Below are 13,956 nucleotides of genomic sequence, written 5' to 3'. Positions count from 1 at the left end.
TTTACAATTCCTTATTTTCTTCTAACGCATCACAGAAATGACATGCCACAAAGTGATTGTTGCCCACGTCTTTTAATTCCGGCATCTGCTGTCGGCAGATGTCTTTTGCGTACTTGCATCTTCCCTGGAATTTGCAGCCCGGCTTCGTGTTGATCGGGCTCGGCACCTCGCCTTCGAGGCGGATTTTTTTGCGGTCGCGCTCTGCCTCTACTTTCGGGTCCGGAATCGGAATCGCGGAGAGCAGTGCCTGTGTGTACGGGTGGCGCGGGTTGGCGTACAGCTCCTCGGATGTCGTCAGCTCGACGAGCGTTCCCAGATACAGAACCGCCACACGGTCGGAAATATGTTTGACCATCGACAGATCATGGGCAACGAAAAGATAGGTCAGTCCCATCTTTTTCTGCAGATCCACAAGAAGATTGACGATCTGTGCCTGGATCGAAACATCGAGTGCGGAGATCGGCTCATCGAGAACGATGAACTCCGGCTGCACGGCAAGCGCACGCGCAATACCGATTCGCTGGCGCTGTCCGCCGGAAAACTCGTGCACAAAACGGTTCGCATGCTCGCGGTTCAGTCCGACCAGTTCCAGATATTTGTAGATCATCTCCTGGCGCTCTTTTTTATTCTTCGCCAGATGATGGATATCGATTCCCTCGCCGATGATATCGGCAACTGTCATACGCGGGTCAAGCGATCCATACGGATCCTGAAAGACCATCTGTACCTGTTTTTTGAAGGCAAACCGCTCTTTTCCGTTTAACGCATGGACATCGGTTCCCTTGTAGAGCACCTGTCCGTCGGTCTTGTCATACAGGCCGATGCAGGTACGGCCGCACGTTGTCTTTCCACATCCGGACTCGCCAACCATTCCAAGTGTCTCACCCTTGTAAATTTCGAAGGAGACATCATCCACGGCCTTTAAGGTCGCATGGTTTCCGACCTGAAAATATTTTTTCAGATGGGAAACGGAAAAAAGCACTTCTTTTTCGTTATTTTCCATTACAATTCTCCTCCTTCCAGATTTGGCATTTCTACTTTTGGTGCCATCGGGTGATGGAGCCAGCAGGCAGCTTTATGCTCGCCGCCGAATTCCGTTGCCTCCGGCATCTCTTCCTTACAGATCGGCATACAATAGCTGCACCGCGTGCAGAACGGACATCCGACCGGCGGGTTTAAAAGATCCGGCGGAGTTCCCGGAATTGTCGCGAGTTCCTGCTTGTTTTTCAAATCCAGACGCGGTACGGAACGGATCAACGCCCAGGTATACGGGTGACGCGGACGATAGAAAATATCCTCACACGTTCCGCTTTCCACGATAATACCGGAATACATGACAGCAATCTTCTGTGCGATATTCGCCACAACACCAAGATCATGTGTGATCATGATAACGGACGTCTGGTTTTTCTTCTGCAGATTCTTGATAATATCGAGAATCTGTCCCTGAATTGTCACATCGAGTGCGGTCGTCGGCTCGTCACAGATCAGAATTTTCGGATCACAGGCAAATGCAATCGCGATCATAACACGCTGACGCATACCGCCGGAAAATTCGTGCGGATACTGTCTGACACGTTTTTCCGGCTCCGGGATGCCGACCATGCGCAGCATCTCGACAGCCTCCTTTGCCGCTTCCTGTTTTGTCATGTTTTTATGGCCCATCAGATTTTCCATAATCTGTTTTCCGACACGCATCGTCGGATTTAAGGAAGCCAGCGCATCCTGGAAAATGATTGCACACTCGCCGCCTTTGTAATGCTGCCACTGTTTTTTGTTGTATTTCAGAATATTCTCTCCATTGTAGAGAATTTCACTGTTCTCTTTAATCTCACCCTGCGGCGCCTTGATGAGGCCCATGATGGATTTCGCCGTTACAGATTTTCCGCAGCCGGATTCGCCCACAATTGCGAGCGCCTGACCTTTCTCGAGAGAAAACTGTACACCGCGGACTGCCTTTACTTCACCGGCATAGGTGTGATAAGAGACTCTTAAGTTTTTTACTTCCAGAATCGGATTGTTTTGTTCGTTCATATCGTTATCTCCCACTTATTACTGGCGAAGTCTCGGATCCAGGGCATCGCGCAGGCCGTCTCCCAGAAGGTTGAATGCCATAACGATGATACAGAGCACGAGACATGGGAACAGAAGCTGTGACGGATAGAAATCCATGTTCTGCTGTCCCATCGAAATCAGGACACCAAGGCTGATCGACGGTGCCTTGAGGCCGATGCCGAGGAAGCTAAGACCTGCCTCCGTAAAAATAAACATCGGGATTGCCGTCGCCGTATCCAGAATCAGGATACCCAGCATATTCGGTACATAGTGTTTTAAGATGATGCGGAGCGGTTTTGCACCGAGCACCTCCGCCGCGTAAACGTATTCCGTCTCACGGAGCTGTTTGATCATACCGCGCACCTGACGTGCCGTGTTACACCATGCGGTGACGCTAAGAGCGACCAGGAGTGCAAACAGGTTATTTCCAAGGATCATCATGATCAGAATCGTAAGAAGCAGAGACGGAATCGAGTTGATAACCTCGATGATCCGCATCAGAACCTCATCGACCCAGCCGCCGAAATGTGCCATCAGCGCGCCATACACCGTTCCAATGATGAGTTTGATTGCCGTTGCGACGATCGCGATGATCAGTGATGCCCGTGCGCCGACCCAGACTCTTGAGAAGAGGTCACGTCCCAGGTTGTCGGTTCCAAACCAGTATTTTGACGATACGCCCTGGTTTTTCTCGGCGATATTCATGGATACATAATCATATCCTTTGATATGCGGTCCGATGATGACCATGACAAACAGAATGCCGAGCACAACAAGAGATCCCATTGCGATCGGATTTTTGCGGAGCCGTCTCCAGGCGTCCTGCCAGTAGGAAATGGTCGGGCGGTCAATCCGGTTCGCATCTTCCTCGGTGTATCCTATTACTTTAAATTTTTCCGGTGTTAATGCTGCCATAATATCCTCCTTATCTGCTCTTTCCTGTCAGACTGATTCTCGGGTCAACGACCACGTACAGCAGGTCCGTGATAAAGAGAACACCGATGTAAAGTGCTGCGATAATAACCGTCTCTCCCATGATAATGGAAAGATCCTGGTTATTGACCGCCGTCACATAATACTGTCCGATTCCCGGGATGGAAAAGATGCTCTCGATGAAGAAGGAGCCTGTGATACACATGGCAACCGACATCGGAAGCTGTGTGATAACCGGGATAAACGAGTTCCGAAGGATATGGCGGCGGATAATCTGTCCGCGGCTTAAGCCCTTCGATTCAGCAGTCAGCACGTAATCCTGATTGATCACATCGAGCATCGAGGTTTTCAGCAGACGCGCATACGTTGCGATATAAGAAAAGCATCCTGTCAGGGTCGGAAGAATCGTGTATTCCCATCCTCCGAACCACAGATCCTTTCCCGCAGGCCAGCCGATCGTCGGCAGAACCTTCAGGTTACCTGCGAAAATTTTCTGAAGCATCAGACCAAAGATCAGGTTCGGAATGGAAATCAAGAGGACCGACAGGGCGATCACCATATAGTCCCAGAAGCTTCCCCTCCTCATTGCCGCAAGAATTCCAAGCAGCAGACCGATCGTGATACCGACCAGCACCTGCTGGATACCAAGGCGGGCGGATACCGGAAGACGGTCATGAATCAGCTTCTGTACCGTCTGTCCCGCATAGACAACAGATTCCCCGAACTCTCCCTTGCAGATTCCCTTCATTGTGATCACATAGCGCTCCATCATCGGCTTGTCGAGGCCGTAGCGCTTATAGAGGTTTTCCTTTACGGTCGGCGAGAGCTTGCTCGCACGTTCCGTCAGCGGATCTCCCGGAACCGCTTCCAGAAGGAAAAACGTGGCCGTTGCAATCAGAAACAGTGTGATCAGCATTTCTGCAAAACGGCGCAGTAAATATTTTGGCATAAAAATCCTCTCCCTGTCCGGTCTTTTCCGACCGGAATTTTTATTATGATAGCGAAAGAAGAGCCTATTGTTTCATAAGCCCTTCTTCCCTCATTTCTTCTGTTTTGCTGCTTTTTTATTTCTGTACAGATGCTCTGTAAAGCTCCTGGCTTGCGCCGAAGGAGGATGTGTAGAAATCTTTTACCCAGTTCTGATAATAGTAATGTTTATCAGAGTAGTACAGCGGTGCAACACCACAATCCTGTGCAACCAGCAGATCTTCCAGCTTCTGGTAAATCTCAAGGCGTTTTGCGTTGTCGTTCTCTCCGGTCAGAGAATCGATCAGGCTGTCGTACTCGCTGTTGCTATAGAGGCCGTAGGAATCATAAACGCCTGTCTTCATGACGTTCAGGAAATCCAGCGGATCGTTGTAATCGCTGAACCATCCGCCTACAAAGATATCGTAGTTCTTGTTATCGCGCTCGTTTGCAAACATCTGGTAATCGCCAACGGTGTTCAGCTCTACCTTTACGCCCAGATTCTGGGAAATGGACTGCTGCAGGTACTCTCTCTCGAGCTGATTCTCGGTAGCAGAACCCTGGGACAGCAGTGTAATGGTGATGTCTTCCGGTTTGTCGGTGATACCAAGCTCATCAAGGCCTTTCTGGAACAGTGCTTTTAACTTGTCTGCATCTCCTGCATACTGCTCATATTCCTCTTTCATGGTCTCCGACGCCTGCTTGCGGTAGGAAGTTCCGTCGAGCGTGATCGCCGGGGAAACGAAGCCGTAAGCTGCGGTGTATCTTCCGTAAACAGCTGATACCATCTCCTCACGGTTGATGGAGTAGGAAATTGCCTTGCGGATGTTTACGTTTTTCATCAGACCAGATTTTCCGCCCTCAGACTGCTCGTAGCACAGAACCATAGTTCCCGGGTACTCGGTGGTCATGGTCTGCATATTGCCTGCTTCTACTTCTTTGTCATATTTTGCAATGTAATCGCCTGCTGCATCGAAAACGTCCAGCTGTCCGTTATCGAACATGGTTGCTGCTGTTGCGTTCTCTGCTACACAGTACCAGTTTACCTGATTCAGTTTTACGTTGTCCTTATCCCAGTACTGGTCATTCTTTACCCATGTCATGGAGTTATCTTCTACCAGGTTGGTCATGGCAAACGGTCCGTTGTAGACACACTTTGTCCAGTCTTTTCCCCACTGGTCTCCGGCTGCCTCTGCGACATCCTGACGGGTCGGGTAAAGCGGAGTTGCTACCAGCTTGGACTGGAAGGTCGGATCCGCTACCTTTAAGGTAACCTCGAAGGTGTAATCGTCAACTGCTTTGATTCCGATCTCATCGGCAGAACCCTGTCCGTTATAATACTCCTCTGCTCCTACTACGTTGAACAGGAAGAAAGAATAGGAATAGCCGTATTCCGGATTTAACAGACGTTTCCATCCGTACTCATAATCTGCTGCGGTAACCGGCTGTCCGTCGGACCATTTTGCATCCTTTCTCAAATGGAAGGTATAAACCAGTCCGTCGTCGGATACGTCCATGGATTCTGCACCGGCGTACTCGAAACGGTCTCCGTTCTCATCTGCTACGTCACGCATCAGTCCTTCGTAGCACTCTGCCATCATCCAGCGCCATCCCATATCCTGTACATCGAAGTTGTTTCCAAAGGCTACCGCGCGAAGATTGATCTGTCCGTCCACTTCACCTGCAGTCTCCGGTGCTGCTGAATCCGCTGCTCCAGTACTGGTTGATGCCGCTGTAGCATTGTCAGCAGTTGCTACCTGTGCCTCTCCGCTGCTTCCGCATCCGGCCAGAAGACCGGCTGCCATGCATCCTGCCAAAAGCAGAGAAACGACTTTGTTTCTTTTTCTCATTGGTGTTCCTCCTTTGTTTTCCGCAGACCCTCCCCGGCTGATCCGGCTATGTCTGCACACGGGCCATTGTTTTTCATATAATTATCCTGAATTTTTTCTCTTATTCGGACAATAGCACGAAATAATACCTTGTTTTTTCACTTTTTTCACGTGATTTTAGCCCAACTTTTATCAGAATATCGAGAAATACCTTTTTTGTCAATCCTTTTTCCTACAGATCTTGTATTTTTTAAGTGCGCAACAATTCGGTATCAAACTTAAAAGAAGGAGGCTGCCGTCACACACAGCATTCTCCTTCTTCTTTTTCTTTACTTTTTCTCTTTTATTCCGCTTTTGCATCCATCTGCCGCAGGCTGTGGATCAGCTCCTCACAGATCTCCAGCTCGCTCTTTCCGTCCGTCTCGATGATAATGTCGGCTGCGGCCTCATATTTCTCACGGCGCTTGCTCATCAGATCTGCGATAAACGGAACGGTTTTGTTGTTCTCGATCAGCGGTCTGTCGTGGCTGTCTTTGACACGGTCTAAAATCGTCTCCGGCTTTGCAGTCAGAAGAACAACGCGGCCGTTCTTTTTCATCTCCGCAACGTTGCACTCACGCATCGGAGTTCCGCCGCCGCACGAAATGACAACGTTTGTTCTCGACTGCATTTCAATCAGAAGATTCGTCTCGCAGTCACGGAAATACTGTTCGCCGTAAGTCTCAAAAATATCGGAGATGCTCATACCGGCACGCTCTGCGATGATCTGATCCATCTCGATGATATCCATGGCAAACACGGTTTTGAGATAATCGGAAATGGTGCTCTTTCCGGCTCCCATGAAGCCAATCAGTACAATATTATAATTGAACAGCTTTCTTGCCTGAATCTTTTTACTGTTTCTTGTGATGCTCTCGAAAACATCCGCAACTTCGTTTTTATGGCGTTTTTCCTGCATCCGGCGTTCCAGCCATTCCTTCTGTTTTGCTTCCTGCTCCGGCTGGAGAATCGGCACGTTATTTGCTTCTTTATATACCATAATGTCCTCGACAATACGGTTTCTCATCAGCAGCGCATCCAGAATAATCTCATCGCACTGTCCGAGGCTCTCTCGTAATACTTCCAACTGATTCATGTTTTTATCCTTTCCAGACTTGTGTGTACTTGTTCGCACAGCCCTCTTCCGGTATTTTTGTCGTATTTTTTGACATTTTCTGTTATTATAGCAGTTGTCCTCCGGAATCACAACAAAAATTTGCACAAAGGTGCGAAAAGCCCATGGAATCTTTTCAGAAATCCATGGGTTTTGGTATATTTTTATTTAAGATCGTCTTTCGAATCCGCATGACACCTGTTCTCCCAGGCATCTTCTGTGGATAACTTTTCATCAGAGTTCAGAAAACTCAGCTCTGCCCCCCCCCGACTTCAGATTCTTTTTCAGCTTTTCAATCTGAATCGAAGTCTGTTTTTCTTCGGATATGGTGTTCAGCTCCTCGCAGATGGCATCTTTGATATCGAGCAGACACTCGAGCATCAGCGGGCTGAAGGTACCGCACTCGCCGTTCAGGATCATCTCGATGGCTTTCTCGTGCGTGTATGCCGATTTGTAGACACGCTCGCTTGTCAGCGCATCGTAAACATCGGCAATCGATACAACCTGGGCTGCAATCGGGATCTCCTCACCTTTTAAGCCGTCCGGGTAACCCTTTCCGTCGTACCGCTCATGATGCCAGCGACAGATCTGGTACGCAATCTGTACCAGCTTCTCGTCCTGATACAGTTCCAGGCTCTTCAGCATGGACGCTCCGATCAGGGTATGTTTCTTCATCTCCTCGAACTCTTCTTTCGTCAGCCTTCCCGGCTTATTTAAAATGTTCTCGTCAATGCCCATCTTTCCGATATCGTGCAGTGCGGATGCCGTTGTGATCATCAGCTGATCGGACCAGCTTAAGTGGTAGCGGTCTGTCTTCTGTACCAGACGCTCGAGGAGCATACTGGTCAGAACGTTGATGTGGTGGACATGAAGTCCGCTCTCGCCATTCCGGAATTCCATGATATGGCTCAGGATACTGATCATCATCTGATTGTTTTTCTCTTTTTCGTAAATCTGCTCGGTGACGAGCGTCACGAGACGGCGCTGTTTTGCATATAATTTGATCGTGTTGAAGACACGCTGGTAAACAACTTTTGCATCAAACGGACGACTGATATAATCGGATACACCCTGCTCATACGCACGGCGCACAAATGCGGTGGAATCCTCGCTCGATATCATGATGACCGGAACCTCTTCGATCCAGTGGTTGCGGTTCATGTAGTCAAGCACTCCGAAACCGTCCATGCCCGGCATGACGATATCCAGAAGGATCAGCGCAAGGCCTGTTCCGTATTCTTCCAGCAGACGCAGGCACTCTTCGCCGGTGGAAGCCTCGATGATATCGTATTCATCCTGCAGAATCTCCGAGAGGATGATACGGTTCATCTCGGAATCATCCACGATCAGGATGCGCTGTTTTTCTCTGCGGTTTTCCTGACGGACAACATCGTCCTGACAACCCAGGATCTGGTCTTTCTCGGTGACAACCATGTTTTTCCGTTGTTTTGCAAGATACATCAGCTGGTCGGCACGCATCGCAGCTTCGCCGATCGTCTCATCTCTTGTCAGAACACCTCCTACGCTGACGGAAAGACGCATCTTCGAGTAGCCCGGCACCTGTGCCTCATGGATCTGTGACTGAATCTGTTTTAATTTCTGTACAAAGTTTTCCTCATCCATCTCCGGCAGAACCAGCAGAAATTCGTCTCCTCCTAAGCGGATCAGACGGTCGGTACGTCGGGTGCAGCGGTTGACGGTCTTTACAATGGTGTCAAGCGCCATATCTCCGGCATTGTGGCCGTATGTATCGTTGTATAATTTGAAATCATCGAGATCGATCATGGCTACGCCGCAGCAAAAGCTGGCGTCCCGGATCTGGTCTTCGAAGTAGCGGCGGTTGAATACTCCGGTCAGCGCGTCACGATACAGCTCTTCGCTGTAGCTGTTCAGCTTGCTTACCAGATTCTGGCGTCCTTCGGAGTCCATCAGTGTTTCATCGTCGAGACGGTTGATCATCTCGATCACGCATGGTTCTCCTTCGATCTCCACGTATCTTGCAATGACCTGATACACATTCGACGCAATGCATTCCAGTTTTGATTTCTGCGATTTCTCCCGCAGGGCTTTTTCGGAAATACAGTTAAGGCACGGCATCGCTTTGTTCCATACTGCGTAGCATTCACACAGCTTGCCATTCTCTTCATCGATAATAAAATCTCCGATCTCATCCGGACGGAGAACCCGCACATACATGAAAATATTCTTCAGATGTTCCACCAGACGTTCTGCCTGTTTCTGTGTCATCTGAACATCCTTAGAAGGCTCTTTCTTATTTATTTTTTCACATTCCGGCAATTCGGTCTGATTCATCTGTTTCCCTCTCTTCTCCCCGGTACACACAAAACTTCATTACCCCTTTGTGTGCTTCCGCGTTTTGCTACATTTTCCCATTTTAATTACAGTTATACATAATAGTGTAACGATTGTTTCCCGTTTCGTCAAGAAAAAAGTGTACAAAAACCGTCCTGTAATGGAAATTTATTCAAAAAAACCGACCGGTTTTACGCGGTCGGTTTTTTCTTCTTATCATAGAAGACACGGCTGTATAACTGCGGATAGATGTTGCTGCAGGAGAGCGCCGGTCCTTCAATATAGCGGTAATGATCGAAATCGTAAACACCGTAATCCGGCTCGGAGTTATCCAGCCAGAAAGCATTGATGCCGTAATCGTAGTAGTTCTTCTTGCATACGTCCCAGACATATTTTCTTGTCTCCGGATTGAACACGTCGATCTCAACGCAGTCACCCTGGAAATCGTATGTCTACTTTTTCGCGCAGACTATCCCTGTATGTTTTTCATTTTATTAGATTTTTTTGTCTGTTTCTTGAAGTTTTTATCCGATTTCTAACACTATTTTGATCTTTTTACCAAATTTGCGGAATGGGCTTTATTTTTAACTGCACAAATTCCATTTCTTATGATAGAATATTTACGAAAAAATAAAGTATCTGATTCACTATACTTTGATTCACAATAAAATGAGGGAGTAATCCATGATTCAAACGAAAGATTCGAACTTAACCTTCCGCCCGCTGACCATCGACGACGCAGAGCAGTACAATGCACTTCTGCGCTACGCCTTTCAGGTTACAGAGCAGGAGCTTTCCGAAAGCGGATGGAAAGACGATGAAATCAAGCAGTCCAAATTCCCGGTTCTCGTCCGTGCCGATGTGCTCGGCTGTTTCTGCGAGGAGGATCTGGTATCACAGTTCGCGGTTTATCCGCTGGACATGAATATCTACGGTGTCCGCTATCCCGTCGGTTTTGTCACCAGCGTCTGCACCTACCCGGAATACACCGGCCAGGGCATCATGAAAAAGCTGATGATCCGGAGTCTCACGCGCATGCGGGAAAACCACCGTTCCTTTGCGCTTCTCTATCCCTACTCTATTCCGCTCTACCGGAATCTCGGATGGGAAATCATTTCCAATAAGATGACGTACACCATCAAGGACACGCAGGTGCCGCGGAAACTCAAAGCCCCTGGCTATGTGCGCCGCGTGGCATGGGATGACAAGGATTTTAAGGAACTACATACCAAATTTGCTTCGAAGACGCACGGCTGCCTCTACCGCAACAATCTGGCGTGGGAAGAATATTTCCGCTGGGATGAGGATGATACCGTCGTTGCGATCTACTATTCCGCTGATGATGTGCCGTACGGCTACATGGTCTATCTGATCAGCTCCGATATCATGCATATCAAAGAGATGATCTATCTGAACCGCGAAGCACAGCTGGGACTCTGGGAGTATATTCATGCGCACGATTCCATGATCGATGAGGTCAAAGGAAATAACTACTACAGTGAACCCATCGCGTTCGAGCTTGAGGACAGCGATATCAAAGAAACGATTCGCCCGTACTCGATGGGGCGTATCATCGATGTCGTGCAGTTTATGGAACATTACGCCTGCGACCCGGACGAGCCGGATGTGTGTATCCGTTTTGAGATCGAGGATGAGCTGCTTCCGTGGAACAATGACAGCTTCACATTCTTCTTTGAAAAAGGACACTGTGTGCCGACCGACCGCGAGCCGGACCATGTGATGAAAATGACGATCGCATCGCTCACGACACTGCTGCTCGGCTACAAGACGGCTTCCAAGCTGTATGAGATGGCGCGCATCGAAACAACGCCGCAGACTGTGGAATGCCTGGATGACCTGCTCTTCCACCATATTCCATATGTTTCGGACTATATTTAATTTATTTTACGCATTGCAAAAGAGGGACTCCCGTGAAAGGAATCCCTCTTTTTCTATGTAACATTTTTTAGTTTTCTTCCAGTTTGATTTTCTCCTGCAGCACAACGCAGCCTGCCATATCGCCGATGACGTTGACGCAGGTGGCACCCATGTCACACAGTGTGTTGATGCTGATGTAAACGCCCATGACGCCGGCCGGAAGACCTGCCATCGTGGCGAGTGCTGCGAATGATGCGATCGCGCCGCCCGGAATACCCGGTGTTCCGACAGAAAGCAGGACGTTGGCAAGCAGAATGATCACCATCATCGAAATGCTGACGTTGATGCCGCAGGCATTTGCGAAGAACATGATCATAAACGACATCAGGATCGATACCGCATCCATGTTGACGGTGGCACCGAGCGGGATTGCAATACTGCTGATCTGGTTCGAAACGCCGAGTTCTTTCTCGACACAGCGCTTGCTGATTGGGATCGTCGCGGAACTGGAACATGTTCCGAATGCATTCAGGGCTGCCGGCATGATCGCCTTAAAGAACTTGACCGGACTCGTCTTTCCGATGAGTTTTACAGCGCCGCCGTAGACGACGATCGCAAATCCATAGAATGCCACATACAGAATGATGAGCTGGGTTGCCAGGGAAACGATGGTTTTGGTTCCGTTTGCCTCGACAACCGGCACGATCGTACAGAAGACACCGATCGGGGTGAAGTACATAACGGTGCTGATGACTTTTAAGCAGACCTCATTCAGGGAGTCGATCACGTTTAAGAGCGGCTGTCCCTTCTCTCCGACCGCAATCAGCGTAAAGCCGACAACGACAGCGAACACGAGTACCTGGAGCATGTTGCCCTCCGCAAATGCTTTCACCGGGTTGGACGGGATCAGGTTTTTGATCGTGTCGAGGATGCTGGTCATCTCGGTCGCCTGGATATCGGAAGTTGCCATCTCAAAATGGACTCCCTTTCCGAGGCGGATCAGTCTTGGAATGATAATGCCGACTGCACTTGCAATCGCGGTGGTGCACAGGAAGAAAATCATCGAGTAGCCGGTGATCTTACCTGTCGTTTTTGCATTTCCGATGCTGCAGATGCCCATGACAATTGAGCAGAATACCATCGGGAAAATCATCATATTCAAGGCGTTCATGTAGATGCCGCCGATGACGCCGGTTACGGTCAGAATCGGCGTAAAGCGGTCCGCCAGAAGAAGTCCGGTTAAGATACCGAGAAGCAGTCCGGTAAAGATCGCACCTGTAATATGCTTCTGATACCATGCATAAAACTTTTTCATATGTTCTCTCTTCTCTCCTTTTTCACAGAGTAAGAGGCAGGTGTCCCTGTATCTTCTACCTGCCTCTTCGCATACAGCCATCTTATCACACAACCGCGGATAATTCCACCTAAAAATGGATTTATCCGCGGTTTTTCTGGCTTTTTGTCTTTTTTCTCTTTTTTATACGGCTGCTGCCCGGCTGTAGACTTTCTTCCGCATAATCAGATAGCAGATCACCTGCATGATAATCGTGATGATCCACGATCCCGGATACGAAATGAACAGCACATACAGCGAGCGGTGCTGCGGGAAAATGCCGAAGATCCACACGATTCGCGTTCCGACCGTTCCGATGACGGACAGAATCATCGGCACCGCCGAGCATCCCATACCGCGCAGGGCTCCCGGGAAGAGGTCCATGATGCCGCAGAGGAAATACGGAACCGTCGTGATCGACAGAATTTCCATACCGCAGCGGATAACCTCCGGGTCCCCAGTGTAAATCTGCAGGATTTCCGTACCGAACAGATACGCGCCGCCACCCATCACCAGTGCGATGCCGCTGGAGAGAATCAGGCAGTCGATCAGCACCTTATCCATTCGTTTGTATTTTCCGACACCGTAGTTCTGGCTTGTGAAGCTCATGCACGCCTGGGTGACGGAGTTGACTGAGGTGTATAAAAATCCCAGCACATTGTTGGCCGCCGTGTAGCCTGCCATTGCAATCGAACCGAAGGAATTGACGGATGACTGCAGCAGCACGTTCGAGAAGTTGATAACGGTACTCTGAATACCCGCCGGGATGCCGACCTGGAAAATCGGGATGATGTAATCCTTTTTCAGGCACAGCTTCGAGAACCGGAGCTGATAACTTCCCTCGCTCTTATAGAGGCACCGCAGAACCAGCACGCAGGAGATCGCCTGCGAAACCATCGTTGCAATCGCCACACCTGCCACGCCGAGACTGAACACGATCACGAGGAACATATTCAGACCAGCGTTGATCACACCCGATACAATCAGGAAATACAGCGGCCGCTTCGTGTCGCCGACGGCACGCAGAATCGCCGCACCGTAGTTGTACAGCATGAAAAACGGCATTCCCATAAAGTAAATTCTCATATACAATGCCGACTGATCAATGACATCCGCCGGTGTATCCATCAGCTCCAGCGCGCCTTTTGCAAAAAATACGCCCACAAACGCCATCACAACGCCGCTGATCAGCGCCAGCATGATCGATGTATGTACCGTTTCCGACATCTCCCAGTCGCGCCCCGCTGCATAATACCGCGCCGCAAGCACATTCGCACCGAGCGAGATTCCCATAAACAGGTTGATGAACACGTTGATGAGCGCCGTTGTCGATCCGACAGCCGCAAGCGCCTGGCTTCCGCTGAACCGTCCGACGACGATGATATCCACCGCGTTGAACATCAGCTGCAGAATGCCGGACACCATCAGCGGCAGCGAAAAGGAAATCAGCTTGTCCATAATCGTGCCGTTGCACATGTCGATTTCATATTTGTTCT

The 13,956-nt window shown here is 49.3% G+C and carries 10 protein-coding genes and 1 pseudogene; 1 reads left to right on the top strand and 10 read right to left on the bottom strand.

Annotated features, from left to right (window positions below; all coding sequences use genetic code 11):
• Position 1: 1 nt before the first annotated feature.
• From DWX00_RS06505 to DWX00_RS06470, 8 genes and pseudogenes are all read right to left on the bottom strand, one after another.
• Positions 2 to 1,003, bottom strand: coding sequence for an ABC transporter ATP-binding protein (locus tag DWX00_RS06505; RefSeq protein ID WP_022462666.1), 1,002 nt, complete (start codon positions 1,001 to 1,003; stop codon positions 2 to 4).
• Positions 1,003 to 2,034, bottom strand: a complete 1,032-nt coding sequence (locus tag DWX00_RS06500; RefSeq protein ID WP_118594873.1) for an ABC transporter ATP-binding protein — start codon at positions 2,032 to 2,034, stop codon at positions 1,003 to 1,005. Before DWX00_RS06500 ends, DWX00_RS06505 begins: the two co-directional genes overlap by 1 nt.
• An 18-nt stretch (positions 2,035 to 2,052) precedes the next feature.
• Positions 2,053 to 2,970 carry an ABC transporter permease gene (locus DWX00_RS06495; protein ID WP_118594872.1) on the bottom strand — a complete coding sequence of 306 codons (918 nt, stop codon included), beginning with the start codon at positions 2,968 to 2,970 and terminating at the stop codon, positions 2,053 to 2,055.
• A 10-nt stretch (positions 2,971 to 2,980) separates the two neighbouring features.
• The gene (locus DWX00_RS06490; protein WP_022462669.1) at positions 2,981 to 3,937 is read right to left on the bottom strand and encodes an ABC transporter permease; all 957 of its coding nucleotides are present in this window, start codon (positions 3,935 to 3,937) and stop codon (positions 2,981 to 2,983) included.
• A 115-nt stretch (positions 3,938 to 4,052) separates the two neighbouring features.
• Positions 4,053 to 5,804: a peptide ABC transporter substrate-binding protein gene (locus DWX00_RS06485; RefSeq protein ID WP_118594871.1), complete on the bottom strand. Its 1,752-nt coding sequence runs from the start codon at positions 5,802 to 5,804 to the stop codon at positions 4,053 to 4,055.
• Positions 5,805 to 6,126: 322 nt separating this feature from the next.
• On the bottom strand, positions 6,127 to 6,918 hold the full coding sequence (locus DWX00_RS06480; RefSeq protein ID WP_117761637.1) for a shikimate kinase: 792 nt from the start codon (positions 6,916 to 6,918) through the stop codon (positions 6,127 to 6,129).
• A gap of 252 nt (positions 6,919 to 7,170) precedes the next feature.
• Positions 7,171 to 9,249, bottom strand: coding sequence for a diguanylate cyclase (locus DWX00_RS06475; RefSeq protein ID WP_330416923.1), 2,079 nt, complete (start codon positions 9,247 to 9,249; stop codon positions 7,171 to 7,173).
• Between the two features lie 191 nt (positions 9,250 to 9,440).
• Positions 9,441 to 9,677 (bottom strand): annotated as a pseudogene (locus DWX00_RS06470) (TIM-barrel domain-containing protein); the annotation flags it as partial.
• Positions 9,678 to 9,933: 256 nt separating this feature from the next.
• Here DWX00_RS06470 and DWX00_RS06465 point away from each other — a divergent pair.
• Positions 9,934 to 11,148, top strand: coding sequence for a GNAT family N-acetyltransferase (locus DWX00_RS06465; RefSeq protein ID WP_022462381.1), 1,215 nt, complete (start codon positions 9,934 to 9,936; stop codon positions 11,146 to 11,148).
• Positions 11,149 to 11,215: 67 nt separating this feature from the next.
• Here the strand turns inward: DWX00_RS06465 and DWX00_RS06460 are convergent, their stop codons facing one another.
• On the bottom strand, positions 11,216 to 12,442 hold the full coding sequence (locus tag DWX00_RS06460) for a dicarboxylate/amino acid:cation symporter (RefSeq protein ID WP_118594870.1): 1,227 nt from the start codon (positions 12,440 to 12,442) through the stop codon (positions 11,216 to 11,218).
• A 162-nt stretch (positions 12,443 to 12,604) separates the two neighbouring features.
• On the bottom strand, positions 12,605 to 13,936 hold the full coding sequence (locus DWX00_RS06455) for an MATE family efflux transporter (protein ID WP_118594889.1): 1,332 nt from the start codon (positions 13,934 to 13,936) through the stop codon (positions 12,605 to 12,607).
• Positions 13,937 to 13,956: the final 20 nt, after the last annotated feature.

This window comes from Blautia sp. AF17-9LB, assembly GCF_003479185.1.
Lineage (GTDB): Bacteria > Bacillota > Clostridia > Lachnospirales > Lachnospiraceae > Fusicatenibacter > Fusicatenibacter saccharivorans.
This window is presented reverse-complemented; position numbering and strand designations above follow the sequence as displayed.